Genomic DNA, 15,918 nt, shown 5'->3' with positions numbered 1-15,918 from the left:
TTGACCGGCCCCGTTTTTTTATCTAGGATAAATCATCGTTAAATGTGCCCATGCCCCATCAGGGGAACGGTGGGGGAAAGGCGACCCGTGCGGTTCCTGCTGCGGCGCTCCGATGGGGAATCGGTGTCCCTGATGCCCGTCGTCGTCGCGGTGGCCCTGGTGCTGCTCGCCGCCCTGGGCACCTGGACGGTCGTGTCCGGCGCATCCGGCGCCCGCGGCGGCGGTGGCGACCGCAAGGCGCAGAAGACCTACGCCTCCTTGCCGACGATGACCTTCACCCTGGGCGGCAGCGACGCGCGCCAAGTGGACATCCGCGTGCTTCTGGAGATCGAGCCCACCGGGGACCCGAATCCCGCCACGCCCTTCGTTCCCCGCATCGCCGACCAGATGGCCGACCGGCTGCGCCAGATCGAGCCGGGCCAGTTGAACGGGGCCGAAGGTGCCAACCTGATCAAGAGCACCGTGGCGAGCGTGATGAAGCGCGAGGCGCAGGCCATCCGGGTGCGCGAGGTGCTGCTGGAGCGGATGGTGGTGCGGTAGGCGCTTGAACCGCTTGCCCCCACCCCGGCCCTCCCCCGCTACGCAGGGGAGGGTGCCTTCTGCGAAGCGGCTGCCGTTCCCTCCCCTGCGTTAGCGGGGGAGGGGTAGGGAGGGGTAGGGAGGGGGCAAGCCCCTGCGGACGTCTTACTCCGCCGCCGCTCGGCGGTCGGCGTCGCGCTTCAGGCGGGCGCGCTTCAGCTCCTCGGCCAGCAGGAAGGCCAGTTCCAGCGCTTGGCTGGCGTTCAGACGCGGGTCGCAGGCGGTGTGGTAGCGCAGCGCCAGCTTATGGTCGGTGATCGCCTGGGCGCCGCCCGTGCACTCCGTCACGTCCTGGCCGGTCAGCTCGAAATGGACGCCGCCGGCGTGGGTGCCCTCGGCCTCGTGCACCGCGAAGAAGTCGCGCGCCTCCGACAGCACCTTCTCCACCGGACGGGTCTTGTAGCCGCTGGAGGACTTCACGGTGTTGCCGTGCATCGGGTCGCTGGACCAGACGACGATCCGGCCCTCGCGCTGCACCTTGCGGAGCAGGGGCGGGAACTTGTCCGCGACCTTGTCGGCGCCCATGCGGACGATCAGGGTCAGGCGGCCCGGCTCGTTGGTCGGGTTCAGCAGGTCGATCAGGCGGATCAGCTCGTCCGGATCGGTGGTCGGGCCGCACTTCAGGCCGATCGGGTTCTTCACGCCGCGCAGGAACTCGACGTGCGCGCCGTCCGGCTGGCGGGTGCGGTCGCCGATCCACAGCATGTGGGCCGACACGTCGTACCAGTCGCCGGTGGTGCTGTCGACACGGGTCATCGCCTGCTCGAACGGCAGCAGCAGCGCCTCGTGGCTGGTGAAGAACTCGGTCTCGCGGATCTGCGGGGTGGTCTGGGCGGTGATGCCGCAGGCCGCCATGAAGCCCAGCGTCTCGTCCAGCCGGTTGGCGATCTCGCGGAACTGCTCACCGGCGGGGGAGCGCTCGACGAAGCCCAGCGTCCACTGATGGACCTTGTGCAGGTCGGCGTAGCCGCCCTGGGAGAAGGCGCGCAGCAGGTTCAGCGTGGCGGCGGCCTGGGTGTAGGCCTGCATCATGCGCTCCGGGTCGGGAACGCGGGCGTCCGGCGTGAAGTCGAAGCCGTTGATGATGTCACCGCGGTAGGACGGAAGCTCGATCCCCTCCATCACCTCGGTGTCGGCGGAGCGCGGCTTGGCGAACTGCCCGGCCATGCGGCCGACCTTGACCACCGGAATGGCGGCGCCGAAGGTCAGCACGACGGCCATCTGCAGCAGGACGCGGAAGGTGTCGCGGATGTTGTTCGGGTGGAACTCCGCGAAGCTCTCCGCGCAGTCGCCGCCCTGCAGAAGGAAGGCGTTGCCGGTGGCGGCGGCGGCGAGGCTGTCCTTCAGCCGGCGCGCCTCGCCCGCAAAGACCAACGGGGGATAGGAGGACAGGCGCTGCTCGACCGCTTCGACCTTGGACGGGTCCGGATAGGTCGGAAGCTGCTTCGCCGGCTTCGACCTCCAGCTGTCGGGGGACCAACGCTCAACCATGACGCCCGCTCTTTCCTTGTGCTAAGGGTTCCTCTCGAAGGCCGGATGACGGCCAGAGGGGTACTCTGTATAGCGGTCGTCGGGAAATTTTTCCATAGTTTCGACCGCAACTTCCGCAATGGATGATGCGGCGCCGCGCCCGAAAAAGCGCGCTGGCCGGGGCGTCCGGCGGGAGCCTATACAGACGGTTACGCAGGTGTGCGGAAGGGTTGAACGGGTGAAACCATCCTCCTGGGGTCAGGCGGCCTCCGTCTATCTTGACCGGCGCGTTCTGGCCATTCTGTTCCTCGGCTTTTCCGAAGGGCTGCCGCTGGCGCTGACCGGGTCCACCCTGTCGATCTGGCTGCGCGAGGGCGGCGTCAGCAAGACGGCCATCGGCCTGTTCGCGCTGGTCACCATGCCCTACGCGCTGAAGTTCGTCTGGGCGCCGCTGATCGACCGGCTGCGCCTGCCGGTGATGACCCGCCTGTTCGGACGGCGGCGCGGCTGGGCGCTGGTGGCGCAGGCCGGGCTGATGGCGGCGCTGATCGGGCTGGGCAGCACCAACCCGGTCACCGACCTGTGGTGGACCGCCATGCTGGCCGTGGTCGTCGCCTTCTTCTCGGCCAGCCAGGACATCGTGGTCGACGCCTACCGCGTCGAGGTGCTGGAGGAGCACCAGCAGGCCGCCGGTGCGGCCATCCTCGTGCTCGGCTACCGCTTCGGCATGCTGGCGGCGGGGGCGGGGGCCCTGTACCTCGCGGAGTTCTTCGGGTGGCACGTCGCCTATTACGTCATGGCCGGGCTGGTCGCGGTCGGCATGGTGACGATCCTGCTGAACCGCGAGCCCCAGGTCGCCGACACCGCGGAATCCAAGGCGCGGGAGCAGCATGTGGCCGACTGGCTGGCGGCGCGCCCGCACCTGACGGGGTGGAAGGCGGACCTGCTGGCCTGGGTCTACGGCGCCGTCGTGGCGCCCTTCGTGGAGTTCATGACGCGCCCGGCCTGGGCGGCGGTGTTGCTGTTCATCGCCTGCTACAAGCTAGGGGACGTGCTGGCGGGGGTGATGTCGGCGCCCTTCTACGTCGATCTCGGCTTCGAGAAGACGGAGATCGCCAACGTCACCAAGCTGTTTGGCCTGTGGGCGACGATCATCGGCGGGCTGATCGGCGGGGTGCTGGTCGGGCGCATCGGCGTGCTGCGCGGGCTGCTGGTCGGCGGGCTGATGCAGATGCTGTCCAACCTGGGCTACGTCATGCTGGCGCAGGTCGGGCACGACGTGTCGGCGCTGGCGGTGACGGTGGCGCTGGAGAATGTCTGCGGCGGCATCGCGACGGCGGCCTTCGTCGCCTACCTGTCGAGCCTGTGCAACACCGCCTACACGGCCACGCAGTACGCGCTGCTCAGCAGTTTCTACAAGCTGGGCGGAGACCTGTTCGGCGCCTCGTCGGGCTGGCTGGCCGAACGGATGGACTGGAGCAGCTTCTTCTTGCTGTCCACCGGCGGGGCGGTGCCGGGGCTGCTGGTGCTGCTGTGGCTGATGACGCGGCCACGGCGGGACGCGGCGGTGGTGAAGGCCGGAACGTGACGCTTGCCCCCACCCTGACCCTCCCCCGCTGGGCGGGGGAGGGGAATATGGGCCTTACTTCACCGGGGTCATCTTGCCGGAACCGGGGCCGGCGCCGAGGTCGGCACCCGTCACCGGGTTCACGTCGGTGCGCGACATGGTGCGCTTGGCGGCCTCGTTGACGGCCTTCATCTCTTCGGCCGCCAGCCGGACCGAGGGGTTGCCGTCGCCGCCGCTGACCGGGCCCTGGTCGGGGGTGACATTCACGAACTCCCACTGCTCGCCCTGGTTCCACGGGCCGCGCATGTCGCCGTCGCCCTGGCTCATGTTGTAGTACTTGTCGGTGTATTCGGGGTTGCCCGGCAGCTTGCCCGGCGGGAAGTTGTTGTCGATCGAGTAGAGCGCCTTCTCGAACATCTTCTGGTGCGCCACCTCACGGGTCATCAGGAAGGTCAGCGCGTCCTTCACGCCGGGGTCCGGGGTGATGTTGATGAGGCGCTCATAGATGATCTTGGCCCGCGATTCCGCGGCGATGTTGGAGCGCAGGTCGGCGGTCGGCTCGCCGATGCTGTCGATGTAGCCGGCGTTCCAGAGCTGCCCCGCGGAGTTGGTCAGGGCCGGGCCGCCGCCGTAGAGCAGGGCCAGCGTGTGGCTGCCGTTGCCCTTGGCGATGTCGGCGTAGAGATCGGTGACCTCCTCGGCGCCCTCGGCCAGCTTGCCCTTCACGCCCTTGGTCAGCATGGCGACGATGCTGCCGATGATTTCCAGATGGCTCAGTTCCTCGGTCGCGATGTCGATCAGCATGTCCTTGCGGCCCGGGTCCTCGTCGGCCAGACCCTGCGTGAAGTAGCGCAGGGCCGCCGCCAGCTCGCCCTGGGGACCGCCGAACTGTTCCAGCATCAGGCTGGCCAGCTTCGGGTCCGGTTCAGCGACGCGGACCGTGTACATCAGGTTCTTGTTGTGCATGAACATGCGTAGGAGCCCTCCCGGAGCCTTTGATGAAGGATAGGAGGCGACGGCTTCCGCGGGGGTGCTGGTGCGCCGCCATGGGTGCCGCCGCCATCGTCGTGTGCCCTCAACACAGGCTTCTTAGAAGCGTTCCAGGAAATCCGGCGCCTGACCTTTGGTTTTATGCCCGATCGTCAGGACACCTTCTCGCGCATCAGGACGAACTCCTCCGCGGTAGACGGGTGGAGGGCGATGGTGCGGTCGAAATCTTTCTTTGTGGCGCCGCAATTCAGGGCGATGCCCAACCCCTGCACAATCTCCGGCGCGTCCATGCCCATCATGTGGCAACCGAGCACGCGCTGGCTCTCGCCGTCCACCACCAGCTTCATCAGGACGCGCTCGTCGCGGCCCGACATGGTGTGCTTCATCGGACGGAAGCCGGCCTTGTAGATGTCCACCGTCGCGAATTTCGCCCGCGCCTCCGCCTCGGTCAGGCCGACGGTGCCGAGCGGCGGGATGGAGAAGACGGCGGTCGGGATGTTGGCGTAGCTGATGCTGGTCGGGTTGTCGTTGAACAGCGTCTCCACGAAGGCGCGCCCCTCGGCGATGGCGACGGGGGTCAGGGCCATGCGGTCGGTCACGTCGCCGACGGCGAAGATGTTGTCCACGCTGGTGCGCGAATACTCGTCCACCCGGATCGCCCCGGCGTCGTCCAGCGCGACGCCGGCGGCCTCCAGCCCGAGGTCGCGCGTGTTCGGCCGGCGCCCGGTCGCCGCCATGACGAGGCCGGCCGAATGCTCCCGCCCGAGCTGGTCGGTGACGGTGAAGCCGCCGGGGCCCTCCTCGACCTTCACCGGCTGGGTGCGGGTGAGGATGGTGATTCCGCGCTTGCGCATCTCCTGGGCCAGGGCGACGCGGATGTCGTCGTCGAAGCCGTTCAGAAGCTCCTCGCCGCGGATCATGATCGTGACCTCGGCGCCCAGGCCGCGGAAGATCCCGGCGAACTCCACGGCGATGTAGCCGCCGCCCAGAATGATGACGGAGTGGGGCAGGGTGCCGAGCTGCAGCGCCTCGTTGGAGGTGACGGCGTGCTCGATCCCCGGAATCTTGGGAAGCGATGGCCAGCCGCCGGTGGCGACCAGGATGTTCTTCGCGGTGTAGCGCTTGTTCGCCACCTCCACCGTGTGGCGGTCGATGAGCCGCCCGAAGCCGGTGTGCAGGGTGACCCCGGAATTCTCCAGCATCTTGATGTAGATGCCGTTCAACCGGTCGATCTCCGCGTCCTTGCGCCCGATCAGCGTGGCCCAGTCGAAGGCCGGCGCGGTGGTGGCCCAGCCATAGGCGCTGGAATCCTCGAAGGCGTCGCGGAACTGGGCGGCGTAGACCAGCAGCTTCTTCGGAACGCAGCCGCGGATGACGCAGGTGCCGCCGACACGGCTGCCTTCGCAGATGGCGACCTTGGCGCCCATGGAGGCGGCCCGCCGGCTGGCCGCGACGCCGCCGGAGCCGGCACCGATGGTGAACAGGTCGAAATCGAACTCGGCCACGGCCGTCTCCTTGCAATCCCAAGATCCGAAGGGGACAGGAGTGTTCCCCATTCCGGAACGCCTGTCGAGCGTTGGCCGAGATGGCGGCTCGGGTCGGCGGGCAGGCCTTCCGTCAGCGCATGACGAGTTCCTGGACCAGCACCTGCCGGATCTTCATCGCGCCGAGTTCCTTCGCGGCGGTGCGCATCACCGCGTCCTTGATGTAGAAGGCGCCGTTGCGTCCGCGCAGCTCGCCGGGGTCGGTGTCCAGCATCACGTTGGTCATGGCGCTGGCGATGCGCGGCCCGTAGCTCTCCACCGTCTTGGCGGGGGCGGTCGGCTCCATGTCGAGGACCACGCGGACCCGCAACTCGCGCAGCCGTTCGCCGTCGCTCAGCGTGAAGATCATCGCCGGCAGGCGCGCGTAGTTGGCGGCGGTGCGCAGCGTGTCCCCCACGACGCGCCCGGCCTGCGCCGTGCCGGGCTTCAGCAGAAAGGCCCCGCCGGTGCCCGCCGCGGCCAGCCCGGCCATGGTGCAGAGAAGCCCGACCACGACCCGGCGGCCCAGGCGATCCAGCGTCGAGGGGGCCGCCGCAATGTTCGGCGCGTTCTGGTGGATTGTCCGGCTCATGCCGACCTCGTCGCTTTTCCCGGCACCGAAAGGGGGTGGTGCCTGTTCTTGGGTCTATGGTGAATGGGTAAAGGGAAGTCGTCAAATACAGGTATTTTATACTTTTTGGCGATGCCGCATTACAGTGAGGAACTGCGCATCTCTTCTCGGCTTCTTTGCGTTTGAAATGCGTCGGATTTCGTAGCGTATTTTTGGTAAATCACCATTGCTTGCGGCGGTGGGCCGCCGCGGATGAAGCCTCTTCCACCGGAGGGCCTGGGCGTATAATGCTGGTTTCTCTATCGGATCGCCGTTCCCGCGGTGGGGGCGGCCTCCGGACGTGACCGTCGCGAAGGGCAAGAGCGGGAAGACAAGGACATCGCCATGGACGAGACCAGGAACCAGCCGCCGGCCAGTCACGCGCCCGCCAGCCATCCGCCCGCGTCGGCCATCACCGAATGGACCGACACCTATTTCAAGCGGACCAAGGAGGCGGTCGGGAAGTTCGGTGACAAGAAGGTCACCTACGCCATCTTCATGCGCCGTCCGGTGGTCTGCGCGCCGCGACTCGCCATCGAATGGCTGGAGGCGGTGGCGCGGGAGCGCGGGTTCGATCTCGACATCGTCCTGAACTATCCGGAAGGGAAGTGGGTCGGTGCGGGCGAGCCGATCCTCTACATCACCGGTTCCTTCTACCATCTGGTCGACACCGAGACGATCATCCTGCAGAAGCTCGGCCCCGCCTGCGTCGGCGCCTACAACGCCTTCACCATGTGCGCCGACCTGCCGAAGACCGCCTTCCTCGCCATGGAGGCGCGCCACTGCGCCGGAACGGAGATGGAGGAGATGATGGCCTACGCCGCCTCGGTCGGTTCGGACCGGGCGAAGCGCAAGGTCGGCGCCAAGGGCTTCATCGGCAACGCCACCGACGCCACCGCCCATTTCTTCGGCCAGAAGAAGGGCATGGGGACGATGCCGCACGCGCTGATCGGCTATGCCGGATCGACCGTGCGGGCGGCGGAGATGTTCCACGAGACCTTCCCCGAGCTGCCGCTGACCGTCCTGGTCGATTACTTCGGGCGCGAGGTGACCGACGCGCTGGAGGTCTGCCGCCGTTTCCCCGGCCTCGCCGCGCAGGGCAAGCTGGCGGTGCGGCTCGACACGCCGGGCGGGCGCTTCCTGGAGGGGCTGGACCCGCCGGGCTCCTACGCGGTGCTGGAGCGGCACGCGCCGCATTCCATCCGCGGCTACCGCGACGAGACGCAGCTCCGCTACCTGATCGGCACCGGCGTGTCGGCCGCGGCCATCCATTTCATGCGCGAGAAGCTGGACGAGGCCGGATTCCCGGCGGTGAAGATCGTCGCCAGCTCCGGCTTCGGCCCGGCGAAGTGCCGCCTGATGGCGGAGGCCAACGCCCCCGTCGACATCATCGGCACCGGCAGCTATCTGCCGGAACGCTGGACCGAGACCTACGCCACCGCCGACATCATCGAATACGATGGCGAGAAGCGCGTGAAGGTCGGCCGCGAGTTCCTGTTCCGCAAGTAGCATCGTCGTTCCGCACGAAGAAAGCCCCTCCGCCGGCCGAGCCGGGGAGGGGTTTTTGCGTTGAGCCTTTACGTTCAGCGGGTCAGCACCATCACCAGCCGTTCGACCGGCGTGTCGTTGACGAGATGCGAGTCGACGATCTCGTCGATGTCCTCAGGCGTCTCCGGGCGGTACCACAGGCCCTCCGGATAGACCACCATCAGCGGCCCGGCGGAGCAGAAGCCGAGGCAGCCGGTCCAGGCCATCCCGACGTCGGGAAGCTCCTTGGCCTGGATGCGCTGGCCGAGCCGCTCCCACAGCGGGTGGGCGTCCTTTGCCGCGCAGCTCCCGCGCGGATGGCCGGGCGGGCGCTGCTGGGCGCAACAAAAGACGTGGTGGCGAAACACCGAGGGAAGGTCGAGGGGCATGAAAGGCTCCATAATCCATAATTTAATTATGGTTATAGGACCTGCCGCGGTGCAGCGCCACCGATTAAAACGATTCCAATGTCTCAGCTGTCCTATTCATCAGGCGTCCTCTGCCAGCCGCAGGCCGGTGAAGGACAAACGGGAGTCCGGCCGCAGGTAATGCCGGGTCGTCGGGTTGGCGTGGTCGAAGGGGGTGACGCAGCTGCCGCCCCGCAGCACCATGCGGTTGATCATGAAGCGGCCGTGGACGGCCTCGTCCACCCCGTCCGGCAGGCGGTAGCCGGGGTAGGGGACGAAGGGGCTGCGCGTCCATTCCCACACGTCGCCGAACAGCTGCCAGGGGCCGTCGCCGTGGCAGGTGCTGGGGCGCGGGTGGCGGTGGCCCGTGCCCAGCAGGTTGCCCATGCTGTCGCAGCGGGACGCCACGGCCTCCCACTCGGCTTCTTCGGGCAGGCGCTTGCCGGCCCAGCGGGCGAAGGCGTCGGCCTCGAACCAGCTGACATGGCAGACGGGTTCGGCCGGATCGAGCGGGCGCATGCCGTAGAGCGTGAAGATCTGCCACGCGCCGTCGCGCCATTCCCAATAGAGCGGGGCCTGCCACCCTTCGGTCTGCACCGCCTCCCAGCCGTCGGCGAGCCAGAGCGAGCGCTTCGCGTAGCCGCCATCCTCGATGAAGTCGCGGAAGGCGCCGCAGGACACCGGCAGGGCGGCGAGGCGGAACGGCTCCAGATGGACGCGGTGGCGCGGCCCCTCATGGTCGAAGCCGGCCCAGGCTTCGCTCCGCCCGATTTCGACGAGGCCGCCCTCATGCTCGACCCAGCGTTCCGGCTGCGGCGGGGCGGGAGCGACCTGTGGCGGCTGCTCGTAGGCGGGGCGCAGCGGGTTGCTCCAGAAGGCATGCTTCACGTGGGTCAGCAGCCGTTCCTGGTGGCGCCGCTCGTGCGTGATGCCGACGATCACGCGGTCGGCGATCTCCGGCAACTCCGCCTCGTCGGCCTGGTTCAGCAGGTGCAGGACCGCGGCGTTCACATGGTCGCGGTAGCGCATCACCTCCGCCGCGTTGGGCCGGGAGAGCAGGCGCAGGGTGGGTGAGGGAAGCTGATGGCTGCCGAAGCGGTCGTCGCGTGCGGCGAACAGCGTCAGAAAGGCCGGGTCGAAGGGCCGGTAACCGGGGTTGCAAGGCACCAGGACGGTGGTTTCGAACAGCCACGTCGTGTGGGCGAGGTGCCATTTGGCCGGAGCGCCGTCGGCCACCGACTGGACCATCAGGTCTTCCGGCGACAGGGGGGCGGCGAGTTCGGCGGTGCGGGCGCGGATCTTTTGGAAGCGGGTGGAGAGCGCTTGGCGAAGGGCGTCGCCGGACGGCTGGGCGTGCGTGGCGAGATGGGTGTCGGGCACGGGGGAACCTCCCTGCGGGAGCGGGTTTTCCGCGGCGGGAACGGCGCGGGAACGCGCCCGGACTCCGCCGGAGAAACAACGGAACCATTGTGCCGCATGGTCCAACCATCCAGGGTGGCGCATCGGAGGGGGGCTTTCTCCGAATTCGCGCATCACACCCGCGGTGGCGACGGTCAGGCGTCCACCACCAGATGCGGCCGGAAGGCGCCTTCAAGCGTCAGAAGCAGGCGGAGATACACGGCAACGCGCCGCGATGTCGTCGTCCGCTGTTCCAGGCATTCGCGGAGCTGGTTGGCGAGCGCCACATTCTCCGCCGTCTGTCCCGGCGGAAGCGCCGGATGCGTCGGCGCCGCCATGCCGACGATGTGGTCATGATCGACCGGATGGGCCGCGACGGCTTTTTCAAGAAGCGCCGCTGCGATGCGTTCGATGTCCTCATCCGGCGGCGGCTGGGCGAGGTTGGGGGCGAGGTGGGGCGGCGGTCGGCGGTCGGCGAGCTGCGCGCGCAGATTCTGCTTGATGCGCGCCCGCTGCCCGGCGTTCAGCGTGTCCAGCTCGTCGATCTCGTCGAACAGCAGGTCGTAGAGACGCCGCCGCTTGTGGTTGGCCTCGTCCTGGTCGCGGCGCTCCTGCTGCTCGCGCTCCTGCTGTTGCAGATCCTGCCGGTTCTGCCGCCGTTTTCTGCGGTCGGTCGCGCTGCCCGTGCGCTCCACCACGCCGGCCGAGCGGACCAGAGGTTCCGTGCGTCCGATCGATCCGTCGGTCATGGCGACCTCCACCGCGAGTGGCTGGGACTGTTCAGTGTACCAACTGTCGCGATTCTGTCAAGGTGACGCTTTGGCCTGCGGCGGTGGCCCGGTTTCAGGTGAGCGTTGCTCACCCGAACACGCGGCGTACTCGTTTGTCAGGGGCGTGGCTCGGGCTCGACAGTGGGGCATCTCAAACGCAGGACAGAAGGACCGCGTCATGTCCCTGACGACCAAACACGCCGACCCCGCCAACCCCGTGCTGTGCGTCACCGCCGGGGGGATCGCCACCCTCACTCTGAACCGTCCCGCCAAGCTGAACGCCATCAGCACGGCGCTGGCCGGCGCCATGCTCGACACGCTGGACGCGCTGGAGGCCGACGCGGCGGTGCGGGCGATCATCGTCACCGGCGCCGGGGAGCGGGCCTTCTCCGCCGGTGCGGACATCGCTGAGTTCACCCCGGCCGTCCGGCGGGGAGCGGAGGCGGCGGTGCGCGCCTTCCGGCCCGGACAGACGCTGTGCGCGCGGATTGAGTCCTTCCCCAAGCCCATCATCGCCGCGGTCAACGGCATCTGCTACGGCGGCGGTTGCGAGATTTTGGAGGCTACGCACCTCGCCGTCGCCAGCGAGCGGGCGAGCTTCTCCAAGGCGGAAATCAGGCTCGGCATGATGCCGACGTTTGGCGGGACGCAGCGGCTTCCCCGCAACGCCGGGCGCAAGCGGGCGCTGGAATGGCTGCTGACCGGAGACGCCTTCCCGCCGGCGACGGCATTGGCGGTGGGGCTGGTCAATCAGGTGGTGCCGCACGACGCCCTGCTGCCCGCGGCCTTCGAGCTGGCCGGGCGGATCGTCCGGCATTCCCCGGCGGCGGTGTCCGGCATCCTGGGGGCGGTGACCCGCGGGCTGAACATGACCATCGGCGAAGGGCTGGCGGTGGAGACCGAGCGCTTCGCCCGGCTGGCACCGGGGGCGGACCTGCGCGACGGGCTGGAGGCGTGGCTGGCGCGCTGAATCAAGATCCTTCCGGGGGATCGTCCGGCATTTCGGTTTGCGCGGGGGCGTGCCGGTGTGCAGGATGCGGGGGTGGATGTGGACCGCTCCGCCCCCTATCTTCCGGGGCCGGGGCTTTTTGGCGTGGATGGCATGAGCGACGAGAACACCCTGTCTGAGAGCGGCGAATCCCTGGACAACCGGCGCAAGCGGCTGCGCTTCCGGTCGTGGCACCGCGGCATGCGGGAGATGGACCTGCTGATCGGCAGCTTCGCCGACGCCCATGTCCCGGCCTTCGACCACGCGCAGCTCGACCGCTACGAGGCGCTGCTCGAACTCAGCGACCCCGACCTCTACAACTGGTACGCCGGGCGCGAGCCGGTGCCCGCCGAGCACGACACCGACGTCATGCAGCTGTTGACCAAGTTCCGCTACACGCCCCGTCAGGGGTCCTGAGGCCCGATCCTTGCCCAGCTTCGAACAGTTGCAGCCGGGACGCTCCGGCCGCCTTCTGGTCGGCGGCGCCCCCGCCGGTCATGACGCCCGCGTCCTCGCCGACCTCGCCAAGCGGGCGGGGAGCGCCGGACTTCTCCACGTCGCGCTCGACGACACCCGCGCCGCCCAGCTGGCGGAGGCGCTGGCCTTCTTCGCGCCGTCGCTGGAGGTGCAGGTGTTCCCGGCCTGGGACTGCCTGCCCTATGACCGGGTGTCGCCCAACGGCGGCATCGTGGCGAAGCGCATCGACACGCTGACCCGCCTGCTGGCGCGCAAGGCGGACGCTGCGCCGCTGGTCGTGCTGACCACCGTCAACGCCATGGTGCAGAAGGTGCCGCCCCGCGCCGCCTTCCGCGACGCGGTGTTCTCGGCGAAGCTGCGCGACCGGATCGACCTGGAGAAGCTGCAGCGCTATCTGGCCGGCAACGGCTACACCCGCGCCCAGACCGTGCGCGAGCCGGGCGAGTTCGCCGTGCGCGGCGGCATCGTGGACCTGTTCCCGCCGGGCACCGACGAGCCGCTGCGCCTCGACCTGTTCGGCGACGAGCTGGAGGCGGTGCGCAGCTTCGATCCCATGTCGCAGCGCACCACCGACAAGCGCGACGGCATCGACCTGAAGCCAATGTCCGAGGTCTTCCTCGACGAGGCCGGCATCGCCCGCTTCCGCTCCGGCTACCGCGAGCTGTTCGGCGCCATCACCGACGACGATCCGCTCTACGAGGCGATCAGCGCCGGGCGCAAGTACGGCGGCATGGAGCATTGGCTGCCGCTGTTCCACGAGACGATGGAATCGCTGCTGGCCTACATGCCCAAGGCCATCCTGTCGCTTGACCATCAGGCGACGGAGGCGCGCGATTCGCGCATCGCGCAGGTGGTGGACTTCCACGCCTCCCGCGAGAGCATGATCGTCATCGAGAAGCGGACGGGCTCGCCGGTCTACAAGCCGGTGCCGGTCGGCATGATGTTCCTCGACGCGCAGGCCTGGGACGACCTGTTCGCGGCCCACGCGGTGGCGCAGCTCCAGCCCTTCGGCACGCCGCCGGGAATCAAGGGCACGCTGGACGCCGGCGGGCGCCGCGGCCACGACTTCGCCGAGGAGCGGGCGCGGCCCGACGTGAACGTCTTCGAGGCGGTGAAGGACCATATCCGCGCCCTGCGGGCCGACGGGCGGCGTGTGCTGGTCGCCGGCTATTCCGCGGGCTCCCGCGACCGTCTGATGACGGTGCTGGGCGACCACGGCATTCCGGGGCTGGAGCCGGCGGAGAGCGTCGAGGACGTCCGCCGCTTCGACCGCCACGTCATCGGCATGATCGTTCTGGGGATGGAGCACGGCTTCACCTCCGCCGACATGGCCGTCATCACCGAGCAGGACATCCTCGGCGACCGCCTCGTCCGCCCGGCGACGAAGAAGAAGCGCAAGGCCGCCAACTTCATCGCCGAATACACGGCGCTCGCCTCGGGCGACCTCGTGGTGCACATGGACCACGGCATCGGGCGCTACGACGGGCTGGAGACGCTGGAGGTGTCCGGCGCCCCGCACGACTGCCTGCGGCTGATCTACGAGGGCGGCGACAAGCTCTACGTCCCCGTCGAGAACATCGAGGTGCTGACCCGCTACGGGTCGGAGGACGCGCACGCGCAGCTCGACAAGCTGGGCGGGGCCGGCTGGCAGGGCCGCAAGGCCCGCGTCAAGAAGCGCCTGAAGGACATGGCCGAGGCGCTGCTGAAGATCGCCGCCGAGCGCATGCTGAAAAAGGCCGACCCGGTCTACACGCCGGAGGGCGTCTATCAGGAGTTCGCCGCCCGCTTCCCCTACCCGGAGACCGACGACCAGTTGAAGGCCATCGAGGAAGTCTTCACCGACCTCGGCTCGGGCCGTCCCATGGACCGGCTGGTCTGCGGCGACGTCGGCTTCGGCAAGACGGAGGTGGCTCTGCGCGCCGCCTTCCTCGTCGCCATGAGCGGCCAGCAGGTCGCCGTGGTGGTGCCGACCACGCTGCTGGCGCGCCAGCACTTCAAGACCTTCACGACGCGCTTCGCGGGACTGCCGCTGCGCATCGTCCAGCTCTCCCGCATGGTCACCGCCAAGGAGCAGACCAAGGTCAAGCAGGAGCTGACGGAGGGCACCGCCGACATCGTGATCGGCACGCACGCGCTGCTCGGCAAGGGCGTGCAGTTCAAGCAGCTCGGCATGGTCATCGTCGACGAGGAGCAGCATTTCGGCGTGAAGCAGAAGGAGCGGCTGAAGGAGCTGCGCGCCGACGTGCACGTCCTGACGCTGACCGCCACGCCGATTCCGCGCACGCTCCAGATGGCGCTGTCCGGCGTGCGCGAGCTGTCGCTGATCGCCACCCCGCCGGTGGACCGTCTGGCGGTGCGCACCTTCGTCCTGCCCTACGACCCCGTGGTGGTGCGCGAGGCCATCCTGCGCGAGCATTACCGGGGCGGCCAGACCTTCTACGTCTGCCCCCGCGTCGAGGACTTGGCCAAGGTCGCCGAGCGGGTGCGCGAGCTGGTTCCCGAGGTGAAGATCGTCACCGCCCACGGCCAGATGCCGGCCAGCGAGCTGGAAGAGGTGATGACCGCCTTCGACGAGGGCAAGTTCGAGGTGCTGCTCGCCACCAACATCATCGAGAGCGGCATCGACATCCCCAACGCCAACACGCTGATCGTGCACCGGGCGGACATGTTCGGCCTGGCCCAGCTCTACCAGATCCGCGGGCGCGTCGGCCGGTCGAAGGTGCGCGGCTACGCCTACCTCACCTACGCGCCGAACAAGCCGCTGACCGGCACGGCGCAGCAGCGACTGCACGTCATCGAGACGTTGGACAGCTTGGGCGCCGGCTTCCAGCTGGCCAGCCACGACATGGACATCCGCGGCGCCGGTAACCTGCTGGGCGAGGAGCAGTCGGGCCATGTCAAGGAGGTCGGCGTCGAGCTTTACCAGCACATGCTGGAGGAGGCCGTCGCCAACGCCCGCGCCAACATGGACGGGCAGGTGCCGAGCGGTGCTGAGGACCAGCCCTGGACCCCGCAGATCAACTTGGGCACCCCGGTGCTGATTCCGGAGGAGTATGTCCCCGACCTGACGGTGCGCCTGTCGCTCTACCGCCGCATCGCCGATCTGGTGGACCGGGCGGAGATCGACGGCTTCGCGGCGGAGCTGATCGACCGTTTCGGCAAGCTGCCGGGCGAGGTGGAGAACCTGCTGGACGTGGTGACCATCAAGCAGCTCTGCCGACAGGCGGAGGTGGAACGGGTGGACGCCGGGCCGAAGGGCGCCGTTCTGACCTTCCGCAACAACAGCTACGCCGAGCCGGCCAAGCTGCTGACCTACATCAGCCAGCAGATGAGCCTGATGAAGCTGCGGCCCGACCACAAGCTGGTCTACACCCGCGAATGGACCGACGAGGGCCAGCGGGTGCGCGGCGTCAACCGGCTGATGAGCGATCTCGCCCAGATGGCCGGCGGCGGCGCCGTGCCGAAGGGCGAGGCGCCCCCGCCTCCGCCACCCCCGCCGCCGCCGCGCCCCAGCGCGCTGAAGGCGGGGTCGAAGTTCGGGCGGAACATCCCCTCGCGTCCCTTCGGGCGGCGCTGAGGCGATGAGCAAGGAGAGCGGACCCAAGGTTGGTG

General features: G+C 68.7%; 13 protein-coding genes. 6 read left to right on the top strand and 7 right to left on the bottom strand.

Annotated features, from left to right (window positions below; genetic code table 11):
* Positions 1-87: 87 nt before the first annotated feature.
* Positions 88-540 carry a flagellar basal body-associated FliL family protein gene (locus ABVN73_RS06860; RefSeq protein WP_353857351.1) on the top strand — a complete coding sequence of 151 codons (453 nt, stop codon included), beginning with the start codon at positions 88-90 and terminating at the stop codon, positions 538-540.
* A 144-nt stretch (positions 541-684) separates the two neighbouring features.
* Here ABVN73_RS06860 and ABVN73_RS06855 read toward each other — a convergent pair whose 3' ends face one another.
* Positions 685-2,070 (bottom strand): class II 3-deoxy-7-phosphoheptulonate synthase, encoded by a 1,386-nt coding sequence (locus tag ABVN73_RS06855; protein ID WP_353857350.1) that lies wholly within the window; start codon positions 2,068-2,070, stop codon positions 685-687.
* 217 nt (positions 2,071-2,287) lie between these two features.
* On the opposite strand from ABVN73_RS06855, the gene ABVN73_RS06850 reads away from it, so the two are divergent.
* Entirely contained in the window at positions 2,288-3,637 is a 1,350-nt protein-coding gene (locus ABVN73_RS06850) for an AmpG family muropeptide MFS transporter (RefSeq protein ID WP_353857349.1), read from the top strand.
* Positions 3,638-3,691: 54 nt separating this feature from the next.
* Here ABVN73_RS06850 and ABVN73_RS06845 read toward each other — a convergent pair whose 3' ends face one another.
* The 3 genes from ABVN73_RS06845 to ABVN73_RS06835 all read right to left on the bottom strand — a co-directional run bounded on the left by ABVN73_RS06845 (position 3,692) and on the right by ABVN73_RS06835 (position 6,721).
* On the bottom strand, positions 3,692-4,588 hold the full coding sequence (locus ABVN73_RS06845) for a manganese catalase family protein (protein ID WP_353857348.1): 897 nt from the start codon (positions 4,586-4,588) through the stop codon (positions 3,692-3,694).
* Positions 4,589-4,758: 170 nt separating this feature from the next.
* On the bottom strand, positions 4,759-6,111 hold the full coding sequence (gene gor / locus ABVN73_RS06840) for a glutathione-disulfide reductase (RefSeq protein WP_353857347.1): 1,353 nt from the start codon (positions 6,109-6,111) through the stop codon (positions 4,759-4,761).
* A 112-nt stretch (positions 6,112-6,223) separates the two neighbouring features.
* Positions 6,224-6,721: a flagellar basal body-associated FliL family protein gene (locus ABVN73_RS06835; protein WP_353857346.1), complete on the bottom strand. Its 498-nt coding sequence runs from the start codon at positions 6,719-6,721 to the stop codon at positions 6,224-6,226.
* 363 nt (positions 6,722-7,084) lie between these two features.
* Between ABVN73_RS06835 and ABVN73_RS06830 the strand changes: the two genes are divergently transcribed.
* Positions 7,085-8,248 (top strand): nicotinate phosphoribosyltransferase, encoded by a 1,164-nt coding sequence (locus tag ABVN73_RS06830; RefSeq protein ID WP_094302254.1) that lies wholly within the window; start codon positions 7,085-7,087, stop codon positions 8,246-8,248.
* Between the two features lie 74 nt (positions 8,249-8,322).
* Here the strand turns inward: ABVN73_RS06830 and ABVN73_RS06825 are convergent, their stop codons facing one another.
* From ABVN73_RS06825 to ABVN73_RS06815, 3 genes are all read right to left on the bottom strand, one after another.
* Complete coding sequence (locus ABVN73_RS06825; RefSeq protein WP_353857345.1) at positions 8,323-8,655, bottom strand: (2Fe-2S) ferredoxin domain-containing protein; 333 nt, start codon at positions 8,653-8,655, stop codon at positions 8,323-8,325.
* Between the two features lie 99 nt (positions 8,656-8,754).
* Complete coding sequence (egtB, locus tag ABVN73_RS06820; RefSeq protein ID WP_353857344.1) at positions 8,755-10,053, bottom strand: ergothioneine biosynthesis protein EgtB; 1,299 nt, start codon at positions 10,051-10,053, stop codon at positions 8,755-8,757.
* Between the two features lie 173 nt (positions 10,054-10,226).
* Positions 10,227-10,820: a hypothetical protein gene (locus ABVN73_RS06815; RefSeq protein ID WP_353857343.1), complete on the bottom strand. Its 594-nt coding sequence runs from the start codon at positions 10,818-10,820 to the stop codon at positions 10,227-10,229.
* Positions 10,821-11,019: 199 nt separating this feature from the next.
* Here ABVN73_RS06815 and ABVN73_RS06810 point away from each other — a divergent pair, with 199 nt between their 5' ends.
* The 3 genes from ABVN73_RS06810 (at position 11,020) to mfd (ending at position 15,883) form a co-directional block, all read left to right on the top strand.
* Complete coding sequence (locus ABVN73_RS06810; protein WP_353857342.1) at positions 11,020-11,811, top strand: crotonase/enoyl-CoA hydratase family protein; 792 nt, start codon at positions 11,020-11,022, stop codon at positions 11,809-11,811.
* Positions 11,812-11,943: 132 nt separating this feature from the next.
* Complete coding sequence (locus ABVN73_RS06805; protein WP_353857341.1) at positions 11,944-12,246, top strand: succinate dehydrogenase assembly factor 2; 303 nt, start codon at positions 11,944-11,946, stop codon at positions 12,244-12,246.
* 10 nt (positions 12,247-12,256) lie between these two features.
* Entirely contained in the window at positions 12,257-15,883 is a 3,627-nt protein-coding gene (gene mfd, locus ABVN73_RS06800) for a transcription-repair coupling factor (protein WP_353857340.1), read from the top strand.
* The last annotated feature ends 35 nt before the right edge of the window (positions 15,884-15,918 follow it).

The organism is Azospirillum formosense (assembly GCF_040500525.1).
In the GTDB taxonomy this organism is placed as follows: domain Bacteria; phylum Pseudomonadota; class Alphaproteobacteria; order Azospirillales; family Azospirillaceae; genus Azospirillum; species Azospirillum formosense_A.
The sequence above is the reverse complement of the archived record's forward strand: the minus strand, read 5'-3'. Positions and strand labels throughout refer to the sequence as shown.

Excerpts from the sequence above, each read along its gene's own strand:
- ABVN73_RS06855 (WP_353857350.1), bottom strand. The coding sequence starts at position 2,070 with ATGGTTGAGCGTTGGTCCCCCGACAGCTGGAGGTCGAAGCCGGCGAAG.
- ABVN73_RS06810 (WP_353857342.1), top strand. The coding sequence starts at position 11,020 with ATGTCCCTGACGACCAAACACGCCGACCCCGCCAACCCCGTGCTGTGC.
- ABVN73_RS06830 (WP_094302254.1), top strand. The coding sequence starts at position 7,085 with ATGGACGAGACCAGGAACCAGCCGCCGGCCAGTCACGCGCCCGCCAGC.
- ABVN73_RS06845 (WP_353857348.1), bottom strand. The coding sequence starts at position 4,588 with ATGTTCATGCACAACAAGAACCTGATGTACACGGTCCGCGTCGCTGAA.
- ABVN73_RS06815 (WP_353857343.1), bottom strand. The coding sequence starts at position 10,820 with ATGACCGACGGATCGATCGGACGCACGGAACCTCTGGTCCGCTCGGCC.
- ABVN73_RS06835 (WP_353857346.1), bottom strand. The coding sequence starts at position 6,721 with ATGAGCCGGACAATCCACCAGAACGCGCCGAACATTGCGGCGGCCCCC.
- ABVN73_RS06825 (WP_353857345.1), bottom strand. The coding sequence starts at position 8,655 with ATGCCCCTCGACCTTCCCTCGGTGTTTCGCCACCACGTCTTTTGTTGC.
- ABVN73_RS06805 (WP_353857341.1), top strand. The coding sequence starts at position 11,944 with ATGAGCGACGAGAACACCCTGTCTGAGAGCGGCGAATCCCTGGACAAC.